At 33.7% G+C, this 21,405-nt stretch carries 21 protein-coding genes; 16 read left to right on the forward strand and 5 right to left on the reverse strand.

What is annotated here, in order from left to right:
* Positions 1-466 precede the first annotated feature (466 nt).
* The gene (locus tag A6J74_RS27915) at positions 467-1,177 is read left to right on the forward strand and encodes a hypothetical protein (RefSeq protein ID WP_000033276.1); all 711 of its coding nucleotides are present in this window, start codon (positions 467-469) and stop codon (positions 1,175-1,177) included.
* A gap of 435 nt (positions 1,178-1,612) precedes the next feature.
* Here A6J74_RS27915 and A6J74_RS27925 read toward each other — a convergent pair whose 3' ends face one another.
* Together A6J74_RS27925 and A6J74_RS30535 are read right to left on the reverse strand one after the other, a co-directional pair.
* Positions 1,613-1,834 (reverse strand): hypothetical protein, encoded by a 222-nt coding sequence (locus tag A6J74_RS27925; RefSeq protein WP_000265911.1) that lies wholly within the window; start codon positions 1,832-1,834, stop codon positions 1,613-1,615.
* An 18-nt stretch (positions 1,835-1,852) separates the two neighbouring features.
* Entirely contained in the window at positions 1,853-2,050 is a 198-nt protein-coding gene (locus A6J74_RS30535; RefSeq protein WP_002104975.1) for a hypothetical protein, read from the reverse strand.
* A gap of 418 nt (positions 2,051-2,468) precedes the next feature.
* On the opposite strand from A6J74_RS30535, the gene A6J74_RS27935 reads away from it, so the two are divergent.
* The 6 genes from A6J74_RS27935 to A6J74_RS27960 all read left to right on the forward strand — a co-directional run bounded on the left by A6J74_RS27935 (position 2,469) and on the right by A6J74_RS27960 (position 10,676).
* Positions 2,469-3,101, forward strand: coding sequence for a LysE family translocator (locus A6J74_RS27935; protein ID WP_000254117.1), 633 nt, complete (start codon positions 2,469-2,471; stop codon positions 3,099-3,101).
* Between the two features lie 98 nt (positions 3,102-3,199).
* Entirely contained in the window at positions 3,200-3,961 is a 762-nt protein-coding gene (locus tag A6J74_RS27940; RefSeq protein WP_000140994.1) for a glycosyltransferase family 2 protein, read from the forward strand.
* A gap of 583 nt (positions 3,962-4,544) precedes the next feature.
* Positions 4,545-5,267 (forward strand): RNA polymerase sigma factor SigI, encoded by a 723-nt coding sequence (gene sigI, locus A6J74_RS27945; RefSeq protein ID WP_002093524.1) that lies wholly within the window; start codon positions 4,545-4,547, stop codon positions 5,265-5,267.
* Positions 5,257-6,594, forward strand: coding sequence for an anti-sigma factor domain-containing protein (locus A6J74_RS27950; RefSeq protein ID WP_000981230.1), 1,338 nt, complete (start codon positions 5,257-5,259; stop codon positions 6,592-6,594). Before sigI ends, A6J74_RS27950 begins: the two co-directional genes overlap by 11 nt.
* A 204-nt stretch (positions 6,595-6,798) precedes the next feature.
* The gene (locus A6J74_RS27955) at positions 6,799-10,149 is read left to right on the forward strand and encodes a trifunctional glycoside hydrolase family 18/polysaccharide deacetylase/glycosyltransferase family 2 protein (RefSeq protein WP_000414308.1); all 3,351 of its coding nucleotides are present in this window, start codon (positions 6,799-6,801) and stop codon (positions 10,147-10,149) included.
* A 251-nt stretch (positions 10,150-10,400) separates the two neighbouring features.
* Positions 10,401-10,676, forward strand: coding sequence for an ArsR/SmtB family transcription factor (locus A6J74_RS27960; protein WP_000660069.1), 276 nt, complete (start codon positions 10,401-10,403; stop codon positions 10,674-10,676).
* 284 nt (positions 10,677-10,960) lie between these two features.
* Here A6J74_RS27960 and A6J74_RS27970 read toward each other — a convergent pair whose 3' ends face one another.
* A complete protein-coding gene (locus A6J74_RS27970) occupies positions 10,961-12,163 on the reverse strand; it encodes an ankyrin repeat domain-containing protein (RefSeq protein WP_000795997.1) in 1,203 nt (400 codons plus the stop codon).
* A gap of 357 nt (positions 12,164-12,520) precedes the next feature.
* Between A6J74_RS27970 and A6J74_RS27975 the strand changes: the two genes are divergently transcribed.
* Positions 12,521-13,321: a hypothetical protein gene (locus A6J74_RS27975; protein WP_000418467.1), complete on the forward strand. Its 801-nt coding sequence runs from the start codon at positions 12,521-12,523 to the stop codon at positions 13,319-13,321.
* Positions 13,322-13,582: 261 nt separating this feature from the next.
* Here A6J74_RS27975 and A6J74_RS27980 read toward each other — a convergent pair whose 3' ends face one another.
* Positions 13,583-13,906 carry a winged helix-turn-helix transcriptional regulator gene (locus A6J74_RS27980; protein WP_001072967.1) on the reverse strand — a complete coding sequence of 108 codons (324 nt, stop codon included), beginning with the start codon at positions 13,904-13,906 and terminating at the stop codon, positions 13,583-13,585.
* 124 nt (positions 13,907-14,030) lie between these two features.
* On the opposite strand from A6J74_RS27980, the gene A6J74_RS27985 reads away from it, so the two are divergent.
* The 3 genes from A6J74_RS27985 (at position 14,031) to A6J74_RS27995 (ending at position 17,290) form a co-directional block, all read left to right on the forward strand.
* Complete coding sequence (locus tag A6J74_RS27985) at positions 14,031-14,564, forward strand: NAD(P)H-dependent oxidoreductase (protein WP_000855237.1); 534 nt, start codon at positions 14,031-14,033, stop codon at positions 14,562-14,564.
* Between the two features lie 256 nt (positions 14,565-14,820).
* Complete coding sequence (locus A6J74_RS27990) at positions 14,821-16,323, forward strand: class I adenylate-forming enzyme family protein (protein ID WP_001259977.1); 1,503 nt, start codon at positions 14,821-14,823, stop codon at positions 16,321-16,323.
* Between the two features lie 190 nt (positions 16,324-16,513).
* Positions 16,514-17,290: a GNAT family N-acetyltransferase gene (locus A6J74_RS27995; protein ID WP_000240318.1), complete on the forward strand. Its 777-nt coding sequence runs from the start codon at positions 16,514-16,516 to the stop codon at positions 17,288-17,290.
* 31 nt (positions 17,291-17,321) lie between these two features.
* Here the strand turns inward: A6J74_RS27995 and A6J74_RS28000 are convergent, their stop codons facing one another.
* Positions 17,322-17,531 (reverse strand): hypothetical protein, encoded by a 210-nt coding sequence (locus A6J74_RS28000; protein ID WP_000801649.1) that lies wholly within the window; start codon positions 17,529-17,531, stop codon positions 17,322-17,324.
* 84 nt (positions 17,532-17,615) lie between these two features.
* Between A6J74_RS28000 and A6J74_RS28005 the strand changes: the two genes are divergently transcribed.
* From A6J74_RS28005 to A6J74_RS28025, 5 genes are all read left to right on the forward strand, one after another.
* Entirely contained in the window at positions 17,616-18,365 is a 750-nt protein-coding gene (locus tag A6J74_RS28005; RefSeq protein ID WP_001027988.1) for a Nif3-like dinuclear metal center hexameric protein, read from the forward strand.
* A 164-nt stretch (positions 18,366-18,529) separates the two neighbouring features.
* Positions 18,530-19,378, forward strand: coding sequence for a phosphotransferase (locus A6J74_RS28010; RefSeq protein WP_000355232.1), 849 nt, complete (start codon positions 18,530-18,532; stop codon positions 19,376-19,378).
* 27 nt (positions 19,379-19,405) lie between these two features.
* On the forward strand, positions 19,406-19,963 hold the full coding sequence (locus tag A6J74_RS28015; protein ID WP_001017279.1) for a DUF7010 family protein: 558 nt from the start codon (positions 19,406-19,408) through the stop codon (positions 19,961-19,963).
* A gap of 25 nt (positions 19,964-19,988) precedes the next feature.
* Complete coding sequence (locus A6J74_RS28020) at positions 19,989-20,816, forward strand: MBL fold metallo-hydrolase (RefSeq protein WP_002048673.1); 828 nt, start codon at positions 19,989-19,991, stop codon at positions 20,814-20,816.
* A 16-nt stretch (positions 20,817-20,832) separates the two neighbouring features.
* A complete protein-coding gene (locus A6J74_RS28025) occupies positions 20,833-21,399 on the forward strand; it encodes an SGNH/GDSL hydrolase family protein (RefSeq protein ID WP_000855189.1) in 567 nt (188 codons plus the stop codon).
* Positions 21,400-21,405 lie beyond the last annotated feature (6 nt).

The following is a 21,405-nucleotide window of genomic DNA, read 5'->3' on the forward strand; positions in this document are numbered from 1 at the left end:
GGCACTATTTTGGGCACTAAATCAGGTGCCTTTTTACATTGGAATCGATGATACGATATTCCTACAGTTACTCGTTCTTTGAAAAGAGCATAACGTGGGGATAACGTATCTATGCGCTCATAATCAATGATCATAGCCGCTTTATCAAAATGTTACTGGAGAACTGGCATGGGAGGTAAGAATCCGCAATAAGGACTAAAAGACCAATTACATTTAAATATTTAGCCACGGTGCGTGAGTGTCGTGGCTTTTGTGTTTCTTATTGAGTTTAGTGTTTTCTATACTAGATTCATAAGTGATATAAAGGAATTTATAAAAAAGGTTACTTCTCATTAACTTTAGATACAAGGATAGTGTAATAGTGAAGATTTTGCTATTCATTTTTTGAATATTAATTTAAAATTTAGATAAAAAGATAGTATTACTTTTGATTAATTTTAAATGTCGAAATTGAGGGTGAATGCTAGTGTCTAAATTTACACAACAGGACCAAGAGGATTTTAAAAAAAATCTGCTTTATAAAAAAGATAAGAAATTTGTTGAATTTATCGTGGATAGTTATGTACATACCAAGGAGTTTTCTAATGATACTGATAGTTTATCTAATAAGGATAAATTAATGGAGTTAGAAAAAAATGATTTAAAGTATGTGAAAGCAAGAATAGAAAGTTTATCTGAGTACCATGATCCACTTAAAATGGATTCAATGATTCTACCAGCTGTTACGGTTTTATTTTCTGTACTTGCGACTGGATTTTTCGTTAATGCAAAGATGATTAATGGATCCACTAATTCTATGCAGATTAGTGGATTTACCGTAACAGGTTTCTGGATTTTTACAATCATAACTTTTATTCTTTTCGTATTGAGACCTGGTAAAAAGAAGCATAGTAAGATTATTTTCTTTAGTAAACTGGTTGACATATGTATTGAAGAGAAAGAACAGAAAAAAGAGCAGGAAGAAAAGAGAAGAGAGCAGAAAGAGAAAGAACAGGAAGAGCAGGAAGAGCAGGAAGAGCAGGAAAAGAGAAGAGAGCAGAGAGAAAAAGAAGAGAAAGAAAAGCAGCGAAAAGAGAGTGATTATAAGCTAGTACGTTTATACCTTGAAAAACTAGTTATGCAAGAAGAAATGAAGGAAGTAAAAAGAAGCAGAAGAAAAAGATATAAAAAAAGATGATTCGGTGAAAAGCGCCCATTTAGGTGCTTTTTTTGTACAAAACAAACGGACTCAATAAACGAAAAAACAGTGATGTATGAGAGGTGTATTTTATTAAATTGCATTTAATTTAAAATAAAATGTGAAACTTTTCAAGAGTAGCTATTTTTATTTTGTATAATAAATTTTAGGCGAACGATTCAAAACGTTAAAACAGGGATGTTCAACAATAAATACGCTATGATAATCCAGAATGGCTAAGCGAAAATGAAGATATAAGCGAACTTAATGTGAAAGATAAAAGAGAAAACGCTAAGAATCGTTGGCAAGGAAATGCAACCGAAACAGCTTATAGTAAATATACCGATTTTAAAGATTGGAACAAGTAAAAGTAGCGAATCCGCTTCTTTTTTATTTTGCATAGAAAAAAGGAAACCATAAAGGATTCCTTTTAAATTACGCTGTCTTATAAATTTTATTTTTAATCCTATTTTTAGTATCTATAAATGCGGCGTATGTAGCTATAGCACCACCTAAATAATAGACTTGGAATTTGTGGTCAAAAGCTAATCCTGTAATGAAATTGTAGCTGTATATAAAACAAGTTATACTGAACAACCATAACATGAACTTTAAATCTTTTAAGCTCAATCTATAATTCTTAATTCTTTTCCACATATGTATCAACTCTTATTGTCATGAGGCTCTGTAGTTTTTCTTTTTAAAATCACGCATGTTGAGGAAAAAGAATAAAAGGAAGATAACAGCTGCGATGCCATTAATCCAGTAGTATGTGCGTCCTGTTGTGAATCCGTTATAGAAGGAATAGACATTCCAAATTATAAGAAGTACTGAACAAACAGTAGAGATCATTAATGAGCCAAAACTTCTCATGATTTTCACCTCGATTCAAAATGTTAAAACTTATTTATAATTTTACATTCAAATAATTAGATTTACAAGAATAGGATGTAATAAAATGATTTAAAGAAATTACCATGGAAATTATTTGAAAGAACTTGGTGAAGGGGAAGGGGGAAGATTGGATGCATTAGCGGATGAGTTAAACGGTGTAGTAAATAACCATTGGTATTCGATCAAATAAAAAGTGCTAACAAGTTTGCAAACGAACTTGCTAACACCTATACGAATTAGACATAAAATGCCGTTGATATTTCATTTTAAAAAATAGATTTATTCAAGGAGATTTTAAAGTTTTACTTAAGGGAGCGAGAAGTATGAATCTTTTCTCTCCTCAATCATGATAAAATGTACAATAGGAAATTTTATGTAACATAAAGGGGGAAGGTTTATGGTCAGCTTGAGTACCTTGGTAGCTTTTGCAATTGTTTCGCTTAGCATGGTTTGTTCACCTGGGCCTAATATGATTTACCTCATTTCCCGTTCCGTTACGCAGGGACGTATGGCGGGATTTATTTCTTTATTGGGCATCATGCTCGGATTTGTAATCTATATAATCGCAACTATGTTTGGACTTACAGTTCTATTCGTTGCTGTTCCCGCTGTATATGAAGCAGTAAAGTGGGCAGGTGCTGCTTACTTGCTCTGGCTCGCCTGGAATTCGATAAAACCGGGTGCTACATCTATTATGGAACCTCGTATGATTTCTAATGAGCCACCAAGGAAATTATTTCTGATGGGACTCATGACGAATCTTCTGAATCCAAAGATTGCTATTTTGTATGTATCACTTCTACCTCAATTTGAAGATCCAGAGAAGGGATCGTTGCTTTTTCAAGGTGCAGTTTTGGGGCTTACGCAAATCACTGTTAGCTTTATAGTTAACCTTGTAATTGTATGTACAGCAAGTAAAATTGCAAAATGGTTTGGCACACGCCCAACGTGGCTACGAGTACAGCGTTGGCTTATGGCAAGTGTTTTAACGGGGCTTGCTGTACGTCTTGCTTTTGAACGTCGACAGTAAGAGCCTCTTTATCTGCAGTTTCTATAATATAACCTAATAAATATTAATATAAGTTATGTATAGCAGATATTTACCTTATAAAATAAGGGGGGAATATTATGACTGAGACAAACGAATTTTCAGGAGTCAATTTGAAAAAAGATGTGAAATTTTCTATTATAATTCCTGCACATAATGAAGAAAAGTACATTAGAAAATGTTTAGATTCAATTGCAAAGGCATCAGAGGCATATAAAGAGCAAACGGAAGTTATAGTTGTTTTAAATCGTTGCACAGATAAAACAGAGGAAATAGCAAAATCTTATAATTGTGTTACATTGAAAAATAACGATAAAAACTTATCTAAAATTCGAAATGCAGGGGCTAAAATAGCTAATGGAGAAATAATCGTCACTATAGACGCTGATACCATAATGACAGAGTCTATGTTGTCTAATGTAGATAAATATTTAACTTCAGGTAAATACATTGGTGGTGGGGTAAATGGGAAGTTTGAAAGAATATCTTTAGGAATATTTCTCTCCGCAATGTTAATAATAATTCCCTTACTTTTTAAGTACGGAGCTATATCTGTAGGGATTTTTTGGTGCTATAGAAAAGACTTTATGGCAATCAACGGATTTAATGAAAACATGCTTATGGCAGAAGATGCAGATTTCGCTAAACGGTTAAAAGAATGGGGAAAGAAAAATAATAAGAAATTCGGTACTATTAAAAATGGAATGATAACTTCATGCAGAAGATTTGATACATATGGAGACTGGACTTTACTTAAAAATCCAAAAGTAATTTTAGCTTATCTAAAAGGAAATGATAGAAAATACGCAGATAAGACATATTATGATAACCAAGAAAGATAAAAATGGAGAAAATCGGCAGAGGATAGCTAGTACTTTTTTAGATATAATGAGAATCCAACTTAATTTAATAGATATTATAAGAAAACCATCAATTTGATTATCCTTTTTCAAATTGATGGTTTTTTATTTTTGAAATAAATATGTATTTTTTATAAAAATATTTTTTGACCCCCATAAAACTATGTATTCCTCCGAATATGTATAGTGAAGAAAATAATTAGAAGAAAAATGACTATGAAAGAATATAGAAGTATTAATAAAATTACTAGATTAGGTGGGCATCTAAAATAAAAGGATGAAATTACCAATGGTATAGAGGAGAGTTATTCAAGGATTGCAGATAAAATAGAAAAAGAATAAGCAAAACGAACGGTAGAAAATAAGAAAGTAGATAAAAATACAAACTTAACTTTAGTGCCGAGAGAAAAGGAAAATCATTAAGAAAACGTTGGAAAAAGTTAGACTCTAAAAATATAACTAACAGCAAGAAAACAAGACCGAAGAAAAGTACCAAGAAAATCTGGTTAAATGGTCACTTGTGTAGTGGCCATTTTGCTATTTGAAGGAGGCTGGGAGATTACAAGTGTTGAGTTTAGTAATGAAGATCTTAAGAAAACCGAAAATAGAAGATATCGTATGTAACATACAAAACAACGAAGCAGATAAAGAAGCATTTATCGTACAGTATCAGCCTTTTATTAGAAAATCAATTTCATCTGTCTGCCGCCGATATATTACAGAACAGGATGATGAATATAGCATTGGATTGTTTGCGTTTAACGAAGCAATTGAACAGTATTCATATACAAAAGGAAAATCCTTTTTAGCGTTTGCTGATCTTCTTATAAAAAGAGATGTAATTGACTATATACGTAAAGAGTCTAAACATAACTTTGTCTTTTTAAAAGAAGATGAGCAAGAGGAAATGTTAGAAATGCAAGTGTCGCTTACGGAGTATATGAAAGAGATGGAAAATAGTAACCGTAAGGAGGAAATTCTTCATTTTCAAAGTGTGCTAGCTGAGTTTAAAATCACATTCTCAGAGCTTGCTAAAGAATCTCCTAAGCATCGTGATACGCGTGAGCACTTAATAGAAATTGTGAAAATTATTATAAAAGAAGAGGAAATGATGGAAGAGCTGTTCCGAAAGAAAAAGTTACCGCTTAAACATATTGAACCGCGTGTTAGGGTAAGTCGTAAAACGTTGGAACGACATAGAAAATACATTATTGCAATGTGTATTATTTTTGCAAACAACTATACATATATTCTGGATTACATAAGAGGGGAAAAGCATGATGAATAAAGGAATTGTGATGGATATAAAAAAGCATAGCGTAGTTGTTTTAACACCAAATGGAGAGTTTATTACGTGTAAAAGAAAAGGGGATTCTTGCATGATCGGGGAGGAAATCTCATTTGATGAGCAAGAACAAAAAGCATCGCATTTTTCGATTCCTTCCTTTTTAAAGCCTGCATCAATACTTGTTGCTTGTTTTCTATTTGCAGTGTTGTTTTTCTACAACCAACCAGAAGAAAAAGTATTTGCTTACGTCTCAGTTGATATAAATCCAAGTTTAGAGGTGAGCGTAACGAGGGATTTTCGTGTTATAGATTTACAGGCTTGTAATGATGATGGAAGGCGTATTTTAAAAGAATTGAAGCAATGGGAAAATAAACAATTGCAAGAAGTAATACGTACTATTATAAAGCAAAGCCAAGAGGATAAGTATTTAACGAATGATAAGCAAGTTATGCTAACAGCTGTTGCAAAGGACAAGGCACTAGAACCACAGTTGGAAAAGGCAATGAAAGAATTAAAGAAAGAATATGAGCTAAAACATATTACAGTTGAATATCAAAGTAGCACGATGCAAGTACGAGAGAATGCTAGAAAAGCTGGAATTGGCACAGGTGTCTATATAAAGCAAGAGAATGAAAAGAACAAATCGCTTACTCCCCCTGCCATGCCGTCTAATCCGGTGGAAAATGAAGAAGAGGTGCAATCACAGCCGGAGTCATCTCCTAATGCATCACTGGATTTGTCTCCTGTAGACGAAAAAAAATATGAAAAGCAAGAGCAGAAAGAACAAAAGAAAACAGAGGAACAGCCATCGAAGCAAATAAAAGAAAACAATGGAAGAGGATCTCAGCAAGAAAATAGAGGGAATCAGCAGGAGAATAACAGTAGAGAATCTCAACAAGGAAATAATGGGAATCAGCAAGGGAACAACGGAAGAGGGTCACAACAAGGGAATAATGGAAATGGGCAAGGGAACAACGGAAGAGGATCACAACAAGGGAATAATGGAAATGGGCAAGGGAACAACGGAAGAGGATCTCAACAAGGAAATAATGGGAATGAGCAAGGGAACAACGGAAGAGGATCCCAACAAGGGGATAATGGAAATGAGCAAGGGAACAACGGAAGAGGATCTCAACAAGAGAAAAATGGAAATCAGCAAGGGAACAATGGAAGAAATCCTCAACAAGGAAATAATGGGAATCAGCAAGGGAACAATGGAAGAGGATCCCAGAAAGAAAATGATGGAAACGAGAAAGGGAACAATAGTAGGGGGTCTCAACAAGAAAATAGAGGCCACCAGCAAGGGAATGAAAAGAAGAATCAATAGAATCTGGAAGTGAGAGAGTCATTTCAAAGCTAAAAGGATGTATCTCGCTATTGTGGGCAGTAAAACTCCCATCTCAAAATTTGGCTGGGGCAAAGAAGTTAGGTGGGAGTTGGGCTGCTTGTAAATGCACAATTGGTGAGGGCTGATTAAAGTTGCACTTTATTATTTTATAGTTCTATTAAGAAGGAGTATGTGAAAAATATAATGGAGAAAAACATTCAACAAGAGAAAGATAAAGAAAAACCTGTTTTTTATGATCCGAAAGGAAGGAGAAACATAGCCTTTATTTGGTTTCTATGTATCTCAATAGTTAGTGTAAGTGTTGTATTTTATTTTTTCTTTCAAAGTATTTTTTCAACACCAGAAATTCCAAATATGAATACCGCTGTACAACAAGATACTAAACTTGTACCAATTAATCAAAAACTTAGTGATCAGCAGTTAAAGAAGGAAGAATTTAAACTAAATACCGAAACGAAGGATAATAAAAATTTGGTGAATTCGCCGAAGGATAGTAAACAACCTAAAGAAGTGTATGGTTTTTATGTAAACTGGGATGAAAATAGTACCGCTTCTTTAAAAGAAAATATCGATTCATTAACTACGTTAGTACCAGAGTGGTATCATTTAAAAGCAGATTTAACGATTAGAAGTGAGATAAAACCTGAGATAGTAAAGTTGGCAGAAAAAAATCAAGTGAAGATTATGCCTTTGCTTACTAACTATACTGAGGAAGCTTCTGGTCCTGATAGTGGGCTAATTCATAAGTTACTGAATTCTTCAAACGATGTAAAGACAAAGTTTATTAATGATTTAGTAAGCCAAGTTAAAAAGAATCAGTTTTCAGGTATTAATATTGACTTTGAGGCTGTACCTGAAAGTGATAGAGAAAACTTAACAAATTTTATGAAAGAACTTACTACGGAATTTCATGAACATGATTTACTCGTTACACAAGATGTTCCAGCTAATGATAAGGCTTTTGATTATAGTACGTTAGCAAAAATAATAGATCGAATGATTGTAATGATGTACGATGAGCACTATGGAGCTGGGGAACCAGGACCAATTGCTTCAAATAAATGGTTCCAACATACATTGAAAGAACTGAATATTCCGTCTAATAAGCTTATAGTTGCTTTCGGTAACTATGGATATGATTGGGAAGTAAATAGTAAAGTAGCTGCGAAGTCTTTAACTTTCTCAGAAGTTATGGCAATGGCTCATGATTCAAATATGAAAATACAATGGGATAAGATGAGTGGAAACCCTTATTTTAGATATAAAACAGGAGAGAAAGAACATACTGCTTGGTTCTTAGACGGTGTTACTCTCTATAATCAAGTAAAAATCGCAATGGACAACAATGCAAAGGGGTTTGCATTATGGAGACTAGGAGCAGAAGACCCTACAATATGGAAGGTTTTAAAAAATCCTATTGAGGTACAAAAAAATCCTAATGTATTACATAAAATCAATAGTTTAGATGAAGTAAATTATTCTGGACAAGGTGAAATGTTACAGATTGAGAATGAAAGAAAAAATGGAATGAGAGATTTTAAAGTAGGCAAAGATGGTTACCTTACAGATGAAGTATATCACTCCTTACCATCTGCGTATGAAGTGCAACGATATGGAAAACCAAATGGAAAACAAGTAGTATTAACATTTGATGATGGACCAGACCCGAAATATACGCCAGAAATATTAGATATATTAAAAGAGAATAAAATAAATGCTGCTTTTTTTGTACTTGGTGAAAACGCGCAACTAAATACTAATATTGTAAAAAGAATATACGATGAAGGGCATGAAATTGGCAATCATACTTTCAAGCATCCTAACATAGCTGATACGTCTTTACTACGAACGAAAGTAGAACTTAATACGACGCAACGTTTAATTCAGGAAGTAACTGGACATTCTACGGTTTTATTTAGACCACCATATGAAGCGGATGCTAACCCGGATTCATCAAATGAAATATTGCCTATTTTACGTGCACAAAATATGAACTATACAATGGTAGGGGAAAAAGTTGATCCCGAAGACTGGGCAACACCATCAACAAATGAATTAGTAAGACGTGCTCTTAATCCTATTTATAAGGGAGAGGGAAATATTATTCTTCTCCATGATGCGGGAGGGAATCGTACCCATACAGTAGAGGCGCTCCCGATCATTATTAAAGACCTAAAAAAGCATGGATATAGTTTTGTAACAATTTCAGATTTAATGAATAAAGAACGAGATGAAATTATGCCACCTGTTTCTTCTGAGGGTAAGCAATATTTACTTTACAATAAAGCTGTCTTTTCAGGAGCGGGATATGCAAAGCATATATTAACAACGATTTTTTATATTGCTATTGGATTAGGTATTTTTCGATTCCTATTTTTAATTTATTTTGCATACAAGCAGAAAAAGACAGTAAGCGCCCGCTTATTTACTAATTCTTCTTATCAACCTTTCGTTACTGTTGTCATAGCAGCATATAATGAAGAAAAGGTGATAGCTAAGACGATTCGCTCCATTTTGGATAGTGATTATAGAGAGTTTGAAGTTATTGTTGTGGATGACGGATCGAAAGATGGTACGTCAAAAGTAATGGAAGAAACATTTTATAAGCATCCTAAAGTTCGTTTAATTCAGAAAGAAAACGGCGGAAAATCATCGGCAATGAATTTAGGGTTTCAGCAATCACGAGGAGAAATCATTGTTACGTTAGATGCGGATACTATTATTGCACAAGATGCTATTTCTTTAATGATTAGACACTTTGAAGATCATAATGTAGCGGCAGTTTCAGGGAATGTTAAAGTTGGGAATAGACGGAATTTATTGACTACTTGGCAACATGTTGAGTATATTACAGGATTTAACTTAGAACGTAGAGCTTTTGATGAGTTAAATTGTATTACAGTTGTTCCTGGAGCGATTGGAGCATGGCGTAAAAAGAATGTAGTTGAATCTGGTTATTTAAGCGAAGACACATTGGCAGAAGATACGGATCTTACTATTACATTTTTACGTCAAGGACATAGAATTGTATATGAAGAAAAAGCATATGCTTTTACGGAGTCACCTGAAGATGTGAAAAGTCTCATTAAACAACGATATCGTTGGTCATACGGTACACTCCAATGTCTTTGGAAACATCGAAAAGCGCTGTTTCATTCCAAACATAAAGCATTAGGATTTATTGCATTGCCCAATATGTGGTTATTCCAATATGTTCTGCAATTTATTGCACCTTTAGCAGATATATTAATGATTATGGGGCTTTTTGGTAGCAATCCGCTAAAAGTATTAGGATTTTATCTTGTATTCTTTGTCATAGATCTTCTCGCTTCACTATTTGCATTTAAATTAGAGAAAGAGAATCCAAAACCATTAGCATGGTTAATTTTACAACGCTTTATTTATCGTCAATTTATGACGTATGTTGTCATTAAATCTATATTCTCATCGATTCGAGGAGTAGCAGTAGGGTGGAATAAACTAAAGAGAATGGGGAGTGTTAAACATTCCACGGAACATAAGGAGGCATCATAAGAGAACAGATTATCTGCTCTCTTTTTCATTGATTTTAGCTAGTTGAATATAGAGTAGTAACATAAAACCTTCTGCTTCCATAACGAAATTTCTATTCATTACTGATAGTGAAACGTTATGTTAAGGCACTCCTTTGTTTTCGGGGTAAAGTTTTTTTATATTTTTTTAAAATGACGGACACAAAAACATATATGCTTACGAATTATATATATGGATATCATTAATATTTATATAAAAGGGGAGAAAGAAACATGAAAGAAAAAAAAGAAATGTATGTAGAAATCGCTGAAGTATTAAAGGTATTGGCACATCCTGTCCGTTTATCCTTAGTAAAAATAATGCTTGCAAAAGGCGCTACAAATGTAACAACAATGTATGGAAATTTACAAATGCCCCAAAGTACAATTAGTCAACATTTATCCAAACTAAAGGCTGCTAAAATCGTAACAGGTACTCGAAAAGGATTAGAAATTTATTATGAGGTAACGGACAATCGCACAAAATCAATATTGGCATGTTTAGTATAAATGATGACTTGCTAGACTTCGCAGTAACAAATTATATAACTATCCATAACACTATTTATTTAAATGATATAGGCATCCTGTTGGACAATTTTTTTGCTACTCTTAACGTGAAGCTAGCAAGTAGCAAAATGAAACGATTTCAAAATGAAAAACGCTATTCTTTTCTATGATTTTACAGAGAGAATAGCGTTTTTTACTTTTAAGGAGTATCTTTTTAATTAGCTTGATAGTGATATGGTATTATCTCTAAAATACAAAAATATTGATTTTACTTTCATTCTTTCTCATAATTTTGAGCTCAAAAGTTCGACTATCTCATCGTATCCAAGGCGTTCGGCTGTTTCGATGGGGGTTTCTTTTAATTTTTCATTCTTTGGCATACTGTATAATGTTGCTTTCTCATGCAAGTTCGGTTGATGTTGTAGTAACACTCGAACTACTTCAATAAAGCCTTGTTCACATGCACTATGTAACGGTGTGATTTTTCCTTGTCCTGTACTATGGATATTAGCTCCATTTTCTAACAACAGCGCTGCCATCTCTGGTTTATTGCGGCCGCAAGCAAGGCTTAATGCACCCCTTTTGTATTCTTCTAGTAATTCCATATCAATACCGTTGTCTATTAAAACCTTTGCTGCTTCAAGATTGTTATCCTCCACTGCGTAGTGGAGAGCTGAACGTTTACTGTTTGTCACCGCATTTATATTTGTAATACGCTCTAAAATATATTGAACAATTTCTTGATTACCAGAACTACTAATTAAATGAAGAGGAGTGACTTTTCCGACCATGATATCATTTGCATTTTCACCTTTAGAAATTAAATATTTAATAATTTCTACGTTACCTTTTCCGCATGCTAGGGCAAAAGGTGTTTCTCCATGATATTTAATTTTCAAATCTGCTCCTGCTTCTACTAGTAATGTAACAATCTCAATATTGCCATTTAGACAAGCAATGTGAAGTGGCGTTTTTCTATCAGGTCCTTTTTTATTTAATGTAGATAATTTAATGTTTACTAACTTTTCTTTAACTGTTTCTATGTCATTTCTCATACACGCGTAGTTTAACGTTTTCTTAAAACTTTCGGCTTTAATAGCGCTTTGTAGTTGTGATTTACCAAAATCAGAGGTTGGTTCAATATGATAATGGCTGTATGCAAGTAAAAGTAGTGCAGAACTGCATTCTAAAGTAGGATTTAAATCGTCATAATAATCAACTTCATATAAACCATTTGTTTTGACAGTTAAAACAAATGCAGTCCAGTTCGATTCCCCGGTATGACGTACTCTTTGAATATTGTCCATAATTTCATTAGATGGAAGTCCTTCTGAGCCATGTTCAAATACTTTCATAGATTCATAATGAAAGTAACTATACGTCGTGACGACCCCATTGTAAAATGCAAATAACATCGATTTCTCAGCTGCATTGGGTATATGCTTTAACACGATTTCGACAAGTGTTGCTATATATTGATTCTTCAATGATTTCACCTCTATTAATATTTGAACTGGTAACGTTATAATTATTTGGAATCTCTAACATACTAATAATCTTAAGCAGCACTTTACGTAATTTTTAAAGAATATTTGATTTTTACATATATTATAACATTTCATCTTAGTTTGTTGGTAAAAGGCTTTCATGTTCATTAAGTTATCTGTTCTTTATGTACAAAGTTTATGAAAACTCAATTGACAGCAATAAAATTTATTAAGTTGATAATTATGAAGAGTAACAAATGACATGGGCAGTGGAACCCATATTTTTGGATAGAGGGCATTCTGTATTTTTGATATATTAATAGTCAGGGAACACAAATAAGGGGTGGAAATATAGAAATGGAATTATTTGATTACTATAAGAGAAAAGGGAAGTTTAAACTGTTAATTGGAACGGGTATTTTTATTCTTGCGTTATGCGCTGTATATGACGATTGGGGACATGTTAATTGGGGGCAGATTATCTTTTTTGTTATCGCTTCTTCTATCTTTTTTGGAATTGGATTTTGGCAGTTAAGAAAAGGGAAGCTGATACAAAAAAATACTATAAAAAGTAATGCAACATTTTGGGATGTTGATACTTTTGTCGTATTAGAATTACCTAAACGAAACAAGCAATTTGGTTTATATCATCCTGATGGTGGATATATTGCAGGAACAAAGATAGTTTCATCTAATATTCTTTTTTCAGTGATACCTTTTTTACATAATAAAGATGTTTATGGATTAGAAACAAGTAGCGGGGAAATTATAGCATATTTTCATACTGAAGTGGACGGATATGATTGGGTAACTTATGATTCGAATTATAACCAGATTGGTATGTTTAAAGAAAAAATGATACAAGGATTTACTATGATACGTGGTACTTTGATGACTGATAAAGCTACAAAATTGTCAGATGTAGAAGTTGAGTTTGATTTTATTCAAAGCACTCTCCGTACAATAGAAGGACGTACATTAGCAATCGGTAAACAAGGATATATGCCTATAGAATGGAGTGAAAGGTTTATGGGTTTAAATGTACCTACTATTACATTAGGTTCTAATGCGTCTAATAATGAAAAAATTCTTGGTTTAGGGGTGCTCCTTTATAGCTTACGTACAATTGAGATTAGAAAAAATAGAGCGAGCGTTTAATAAGGGAAATGTAGTAAGTATATACGAAACTTTATAAAATTTCATTTTCCTAATTAAATCTTCTTGGATTGATAGATGGTGGGTACGTCCCATGTCCATTAACTTAAGAAAACAAGTTATCCCAAAAAAACGATAAAAATACAAAATTACCATTTTTGGGGGAATTTTCAACCTTAGGTTAATCACATGTTACGGTACCCTATTATGAAATTTTAGAAAAATTCTTGACATAGAAGATTGAACAAAATTGATAGTGTTCTTTTAGTCATTTAATCTTTTCATCTGATGATCTTTTCCCCATTCAAATAGTTCATTCATAATATGCATTAAAGATTTTCCGTGTTCACTTATCGTGTACTCAACCTTTGGTGGTACTTCTTGATATACGGTACGATGGATAATCCCATCAGCTTCAAGTTGCCGAAGTTGCTGTGTAAGAACTTTTTGTGTAAGGTTTGGAATTTCTCGTTTAATTTCATTTGTTCGCATTTTTCCATCCATCAAAACACATAAAATATAAACTTTCCACTTTCCGCCAATTACATCGAGTGTCGTTGCAATTGGGCAGTCATCATTTTGATTCATATAACACCTCCAAAGGTACCTCAAGGTTCCTATAGTACCTGAAAGTACGTACTTTTCAATTATATGTGACTCATTCATACTAATACTAAAGCGTTTGAATTATTTATAAGGGGGAAGAAAATATATGAAAACACTTGTAATTGTAGCACATCCTGATATTGAAAAGTCTCGAATTAATAAAAGATGGGTAGAAGAACTTGAGAAATATTCGGATGAAATTACGGTGCATGAATTATATAAAGTGGCACCAAATTGGGAGTTTAATATTGAAGAAGAACAAAAGCTGTTAGTAGAGCACGACCGATATATATTCCAATTTCCACTTTACTGGTATAGCTCACCACCATTATTAAAAAAATGGTTCGATGATGTATTAACATATGGATTTGCTTACGGATCTAAAGGGGATAAAGTGAAGGGAAAAGAGTTTGGTGTAGCTATTTCTATAGGTGGATTAGAAATAGACTATGAAAATAGCGGGATCACAATGGCTGAGTTGACGAAACCATTTCACGCTACAAGCTTATACACGGGAATGGAGTTTATACCTTCGTTTTATTTATATGGTGCAGAATATAAGCTAAGTGATGAAGAGATTAATAATAGTGCGCCTGAGTATGTGCAATATGTGATGAATAAGAAGTATTCTAATATATAAGGAGAAATAGCCATTTACTTGATAAGTAGATGGCTATTTTTAAATCCCGCTATTTGTGGACAGCAGGACTCCTACCTCAAAAATCAGCGAATACGAGGGAGTTAGGTGAGATTTGGGCTGCCTGTAAAAGCCCGATTGGTGAGGGCTGATTAAAGTTTCACTTTATTCGTTTTAAATTCACTAAGTGTAATCTTTAGTAAATTAATAGTTAATCTGGTAAAATAAAAACCCTAACATATATAAAGGGGAGTTTTATTTGAGAACGATGCGACAATTATTACAAAAGAGAGCAATGCAATCACCAAATTTGGAAGCGCTTGTAGGCGGAGAAAAAAGATATTCATTTCAGCAGTATAATGAACGAGTAAATCAGTTTGCGCATTATTTGTTACATAACGGTGTGCAAAGAGGGGATCGTATAGGAATCTTATGCAAAAATAATCACCCGTTTCCAAGCGTTATGATGGCAAGCTTAAAAATTGGAGCGATATTTATCCCGCTAAATCATCAGCTTACTGTTTATGAATTGGAAATGATTGTAAAAGAAGCGAAATTAAAAGTGCTAGTTATTGATGAAGAGTTTAGTGAAGTTTTATTAAAGGTTGATGCTGTTAAAGAAATTCCTTATGTAATTGAAACGACAAAAGAAGGCTTTGGTTCATTTGAATTAAAATTACAAGAACAGCCAATTACAGAGCCGACCGTAGACGTTCATGAAGATGATGATGCAATTTACTTATTTACTTCAGGAACGACTGGACAGGCAAAAGCATGTGTAATTGGTCATAAAAACTTACATCACTATTTTACTGAGATTGCGGGGCAAAGAGAAATTCCAGCAGGTGAACGCTTTTTATCCGTGCATCCATTGTTTCATATGAGTGGCGTGCTTTCTATTTTAAATTGCATTTATCATGGTGTTACGATGATTTTCTTAGCTGATTCGAATCCTACTCTTATTTGGGATAAGATTGAAGAAGAGAAAATTACTACGATGCTTGCATTCCCGGCTGTTTATAGCTACATGCTTGATGAACTAAATAAAAAAGAACGTAATATTTCAACCTTTAAAGTAGCACAAAGCGGTGGAACAAAAGTGCCAGAAACGCTCATTCAAAAATATTTGGAAATAGGAATCTATATGGTGCAAGGCTATGGTAGTACAGAAGGTTGGGTTGTAACTTCATGGCATCCAATGATGGGAAATGAAAAGATGTCTTCTGTAGGGAAAACACTAAAACATGTAGAGTTAAAAATTGTTCACCCAGAAACAGGACATGAACTAACAACAAATGAAGTTGGAGAGATTCACGTAAGAAGCCCGTACATGTTTAAAGGATATTGGAATAATGAAATGGCGACGAAAAAGGTAGTAAAAGATAATTGGTTTAACATGGGTGATGCTGGCATGATAGATGATGATGGATTCCTACATATTATGGGAAGATATAAAGATGTTATCGTACGCGGTGGTGACAACGTATATCCAGATCAAGTAGAAGATGTTATTCATGAAATCAATGGTGTTTTAGAAGTTGCAGTAGTTGGAGTTCCCAATGATTTTTGGGGAGAGGTTCCAACAGCGTATATTGTAAAAGACATTCAAACATCTTTAACAGAAGAAGAGATTATGCAGCATTGTAAAGAAAAATTGGCAAGCTATAAAATACCAGAAGTTGTATTTATGGAAGACTTACCGAAAAATGCTTTAGGGAAAGTGTTGAAGAGGGAATTAAGGGATGCTTTTTTTGCAAAATAAAAAGGGTATTAAATAATGAGAAATCCAGTTATGCAGTATGTATAACTGGATTTTTGTTTATAAAAAACATAATAATTTACTAAATTTTGTATTTTGCGTAAGATAATAAAGAATATTCAATCAATAACCGAGAGTGAGATATAAATGAAACTTCAGGTGAATGTATTGAACCAGGGGTAGGGGAAACGAAGTGGTGAAGAACGATCTTACAGTTATCAAAAATTTATTTGGCTCTTCTAAAAAAATATTAAATGGCTTACCAAATGCAGTCACAATTGAAGAAATAGAAGAGGATGTATTTTATGATGTACAAACTTATACAGAGAAGATATGTAGATTTGAAGAGGTTTGTTTTAACTGGGAGTTAAAAAGAGCGAGTATTGTATTAAACAAAAGGTTTAATGGTTATAACTCAAGTACGAGAGTGTTACTTGATGCAGGTTTTTCTTTGCACGCAGCAAAAATAGAAGTGTGTAGAGGGTTAAACAATGTAGAGGCGCTTGAAAAACAATATACATATTGTTCAATAGAAGAAACCTTATCAGAAAAAGAATTTAAATACATTTGGAAGCAATGTATGTTGAATTCAGGAAATCAAACTTCAATTTTAACTATCGATGAGCATTTTTATTCAGTGCAAACAGAGTTAGGTAAGGGCAGGGAAAAGTCATGTATTGTTTTTTATGATAAAAATGAGTCAATTGGTATGTCCATACCGCATATAGAATCTGGAACAGAAAGTGAAGGACGATTATTTTATTTTGGGGTAATGCCTTATTGTCGCGGGAAAGGAATTGCTTCCCAACTGCATCTTCAATCTCTACATATGTTAAAGGAAATGGGTGCTACCTATTATATTGGGAGCACACATACGTCGAATGAAAAGATGCAGAGGATATTTTGGAGAAATAATTGTTTGTTTAAAACGGAGATAGAGCTTTATTATAAAATTTTTAATGAGGGTTAGAAAAAGCCCGGCATATAACCGGGACTTCTCCTTATCTATTCAACACTTCAATATATGAAGCATTTCCCGTTGTTCTTAAAGCGGAGCGAAAATTATTATTTTCTAAAGTCTCAGCAACTTGTTTTAATTGCTGCGCATCATCGTGGTGAATAAGTAAACTGTCTGCGCCGCTTTCTTCTATATGAATGTGTTCGACATTTCCAATCGCATCATGTACAGCTTTTAAAAATTCAGGTTTCATATTGTCCTCCTATATGTATGTAACGTTGTTATTTAGTATTTCCTTATTTATGAAATATAAAAGTAAATGAAAGGAGAAATGAAAATGAATATAACGCAGTTTAACGAACATATAAAATCGCTATTTGGAGAGCATCTTCATAAATACGGCGATGATGAATATGGTTATACTCATATAAGTAAAGAGGAGTTTCACAAAATCGGTTACACAACAAATTTGACACTAGAGACGATTGAGGAAGCGTATAAAAATGGAGTCGATATGATAGTTACACATCATGCTCCTTGGAATTTTTTGTTTGGCATGGAAGAGGCTTGTATTGAGAAATTAAAACAATATGAAATGAATCATTTTTGGATTCATTTGCCGTTAGATTTTATTGAATTTGGTACGTGTACGTCATTATTTAATGAAATGGGGATAGATACAATTCTAGAATACTCTACGTATGAGGAAGAGGAATTACCTGGAATAGGAGAATTTGAAGAAGCGATTGCATTTTCAAACTTGGTTGAAAAACTTGAAGAAAGAATGGAAGAGAAAGTGAAGAGCTGGAGGAATCACGATAAACCAATAAAACGGATTGCGATTTTAACTGGTGCAGGTAACAATACAAATTTGATTGAGCGAGCATTAGAAAAAGGTTGTGATACGTATATAACAGGAGAAAAAACATTATATACAGTGCAACATGCAAAATTTAAAGGTATCAACTTAATAGTAGGTAGCCACACATTTACAGAAGTGTTTGGTGTAGAAAGTTTGGCTCGTAAATTACAAGAGAGAGATCGTGCAATAGAAATTACTAGATTAAATGAAGATCATTTGGAATAAAGAAATCGCATCGCAATATCATAAATGGAATGAATTATATGATGAAGTAATGAAAGTGTAATTTGTTATATTAAGATGGGTGGGAGGAATCCCCTTATGTCTGTCAAATAATAGTAAAGTTTCCTTTTGAATTAAGGGAATATTCAGAGTGTAAGGGTGAGGGAATGGACATTTCAATAATCGCTGCACAACTAGTTAAAGAGAAGGTTATTTTACATTATCCAAAAAACATGAAAGGTTTGAACGGGGGAACGACAAGTACAATATATTTGTTGGATGAACAATACGTTGTAAAACTGAATGAATCGGATGTAATACGTGAAGAAGCTTATTTTCTTCAGTTTTATAAAAAGAATGATGCGTTTCCAAAGCTTTTATATAAGGATCCGTTAAGTCGATATATTGTTTATTCATTTCTTGAGGGGACTACTTCGTGCAAATCTGGCCATAAACGAAGTATACTGTGCAAACTTGTAAAGGACGTTATCAATAAGTATGAAAAAGTTCCAAAGGTGAGTGGCTGGGGATGGAAGGACAGTACGGTTCAATCTTGGAATGAATTTTTAACAGTAACTGTGATGGAAGCTCACGAAAATGTAAAGTCGTACATAAGTGATGAAGAATGTAGACTTGTTTTTAAGTTAGCAAATAGTCCGAATAGAGGGGCTGGAATAGATGAGCCATTTTTATTACATGGCGATTTCAGATTCCATAATTTTATAGTTCAAGAGAATAGGTTACATGGAGTAATTGATCCTTTACCAGTATTAGGAGATCCTATATACGATTTAATTTACGCGTTTTGTTCAACTCCGGAAGATTTAACGAAAGAAGCAATTGATTATGTGATGAAACAAAGTGTATTTCATAGAGAAGACCGTAATTTATATGAAGAAATGGTCATAGGTTTATATTTGCGGATAGATACGTGTTTAAGACACCACCCGAAAGATTTAGAAGATTATTTAGCAGCTTGGCGTTATTGGATGGGCGAGGTTGAGACTACTTTATAGCACAAATATTTTTGGGGAGATGGTGAGATGAATATTGCAGAAGCGAAAAAGGATTTAGCAATCAAAACGAAGAGAGGATTACCGATTATATTAGCTGGTGTTTTATTTTGGATGGTTATGAGTATAACGGGCTTTGTTCTTTCTGAAAAACAAGTGGTGTGGGTATATTTAATCGGTATGGGATGTGTGTTTCCTTTCGGCTTAATGATAGCTGCTATATTGAAAATTGATATGTTTGCGAAAGGAAATCCGTTAGGGATTTTGGCAGGATTAATTGGTGGGATAAATGTATTGAATATTCCGCTTGTATTACTTGCCTATTTTCAATTTCCAGAATGGTTACCTTTTGTAGTAGCAATGTTAATAGGTGTTCATTTTATCCCGTACGTATGGATTTATGAAAGCAAAAGTTATGGTCTATTGTCAGTAGGGACTGTATTCGTGACGTCAGTTTGCGGGATTCTGTTTGCAGAAAAAGGATTTACGGTGATTCCATTGTCGGTTACAGCTGTTTATTTACTTACTTATATAAGTTTATTAATTGAAAATAAAAAAGCAGATCAGTATCAACAAAAATCAGCTTAATAAAAATATAGGGATAGGGGGAATTATGATGAAAAATTTCGTTTGTACAACGTGTGGTGTGCAGTATGCAGCGAGTGTAGAGGAACCGGTGAGTTGTCATATTTGTGATGAAGAAAGGCAATATGTGAATCCGAAAGGGCAGTCTTGGACGACTTTAGAAAACTTGCAAATAAGTGATACATATAAAAATGAAATAATCGAAGAAGAAAACGGGCTTTATAGTATTACGACCAAACCAGGGTTTGCGATCGGTCAAACAGCATTTGTAGTGAAAATAGAATCATATCGATTACTATGGGACTGCATTACTTATTTAGATGAAATGACAATTGCGAAAATAAAAGAGCTTGGCGGATTAGATGCAATTGCATTGTCTCATCCTCATTATTATTCAACGCAAGTAGAATGGGCAGAGACATTTGATGTACCAATTTATATACACGAAGATGATAAAGAGTGGGTGATGCGCCCGAGTAGTCGTATTATTTATTGGTCTGGTGAGTCTTTACAATTAGCTGATGGATTGGTCATTCATCGTCTAGGAGGTCATTTTAAAGGTGGATCTGTCTTACATTGGGAAGAAGGTAATGATGGAAAAGGAATTTTGTTAACAGGTGATATTATTCAAGTTGTAGCGGATGAGCGATGGGTAAGTTTTATGTACAGCTATCCAAACTTAATTCCATTACCAGCGAGAAAAGTGGAAGAAATGGTGAATCGAGTGAAGCCGTTACAGTTTAATCGTTTATACAACGCTTTTCATCGCGTAGTAAAAGAGAATGCAAATGAGGCAGTGGAACGTTCTGCTGAAAGATATATTAGGGCGGTAGAAGGAAAGTTATTTCATACGTAAAAGGAGAGCAAGTTTAATGAAAACGTTAGTATGCTTCGGTGATAGTATTACAGCTGATGATGTATTTTTTGATGGTACACCTAGATTAACACCAAGGTTACAAAGGATATTCTCAAATTGGGAAGTGGTGAATGCAGGTGTTCCAGGTGATAATACATTCGATGCGTTAAATAGGATTGAAGAAGATGTATTATCACATAAACCAGATTTCGTAACAGTTTTTCTTGGCACGAATGATGCAGTTTCTTTTTCACAAGGGTCATTACAAACATACAAAGAAAATTTAGAGAAGATTGTGAACCATATTTCGTCAGGTAAAGTACTGCTTATTAGTCCTGCACCAGTTGATGAAGAAAGACAGCATAATAGAACAAATAAAGTGCTCGGTCAGTATGCAGACGTGGTAGAGGAAGTGGCGAAAGAAACAGGAAGCTATTTTCTAAATTTGTATGCTGAAATGATTCAAGAACGGAATTATAAAACATTTGTAGAAAATGATGAAAGAGATGGGCTACACTTTGGACCAGAAGGGTATGAGTATGTAGCGAAGTTGATTGGTGAAAAGTTAAAAGGGATTTTATAAAAAAGC

The organism is Bacillus sp. FDAARGOS_235, from assembly GCF_002073415.2.
GTDB lineage: Bacteria > Bacillota > Bacilli > Bacillales > Bacillaceae_G > Bacillus_A > Bacillus_A toyonensis.

Excerpts from the sequence above, each read along its gene's own strand:
- A6J74_RS28020 (WP_002048673.1), top strand. The coding sequence starts at position 19,989 with ATGATGAAAAATTTCGTTTGTACAACGTGTGGTGTGCAGTATGCAGCG.
- A6J74_RS28000 (WP_000801649.1), bottom strand. The coding sequence starts at position 17,531 with ATGAAACCTGAATTTTTAAAAGCTGTACATGATGCGATTGGAAATGTC.
- A6J74_RS27925 (WP_000265911.1), bottom strand. The coding sequence starts at position 1,834 with ATGTGGAAAAGAATTAAGAATTATAGATTGAGCTTAAAAGATTTAAAG.
- A6J74_RS28010 (WP_000355232.1), top strand. The coding sequence starts at position 18,530 with ATGGACATTTCAATAATCGCTGCACAACTAGTTAAAGAGAAGGTTATT.
- A6J74_RS27935 (WP_000254117.1), top strand. The coding sequence starts at position 2,469 with ATGGTCAGCTTGAGTACCTTGGTAGCTTTTGCAATTGTTTCGCTTAGC.
- A6J74_RS30535 (WP_002104975.1), bottom strand. The coding sequence starts at position 2,050 with ATGAGAAGTTTTGGCTCATTAATGATCTCTACTGTTTGTTCAGTACTT.
- A6J74_RS27950 (WP_000981230.1), top strand. The coding sequence starts at position 5,257 with ATGATGAATAAAGGAATTGTGATGGATATAAAAAAGCATAGCGTAGTT.
- A6J74_RS28025 (WP_000855189.1), top strand. The coding sequence starts at position 20,833 with ATGAAAACGTTAGTATGCTTCGGTGATAGTATTACAGCTGATGATGTA.
- A6J74_RS27985 (WP_000855237.1), top strand. The coding sequence starts at position 14,031 with ATGAAAACACTTGTAATTGTAGCACATCCTGATATTGAAAAGTCTCGA.
- A6J74_RS27960 (WP_000660069.1), top strand. The coding sequence starts at position 10,401 with ATGAAAGAAAAAAAAGAAATGTATGTAGAAATCGCTGAAGTATTAAAG.
- A6J74_RS27940 (WP_000140994.1), top strand. The coding sequence starts at position 3,200 with ATGACTGAGACAAACGAATTTTCAGGAGTCAATTTGAAAAAAGATGTG.
- A6J74_RS27975 (WP_000418467.1), top strand. The coding sequence starts at position 12,521 with ATGGAATTATTTGATTACTATAAGAGAAAAGGGAAGTTTAAACTGTTA.
- A6J74_RS28015 (WP_001017279.1), top strand. The coding sequence starts at position 19,406 with ATGAATATTGCAGAAGCGAAAAAGGATTTAGCAATCAAAACGAAGAGA.
- A6J74_RS27955 (WP_000414308.1), top strand. The coding sequence starts at position 6,799 with ATGGAGAAAAACATTCAACAAGAGAAAGATAAAGAAAAACCTGTTTTT.
- A6J74_RS28005 (WP_001027988.1), top strand. The coding sequence starts at position 17,616 with ATGAATATAACGCAGTTTAACGAACATATAAAATCGCTATTTGGAGAG.
- A6J74_RS27980 (WP_001072967.1), bottom strand. The coding sequence starts at position 13,906 with ATGAATCAAAATGATGACTGCCCAATTGCAACGACACTCGATGTAATT.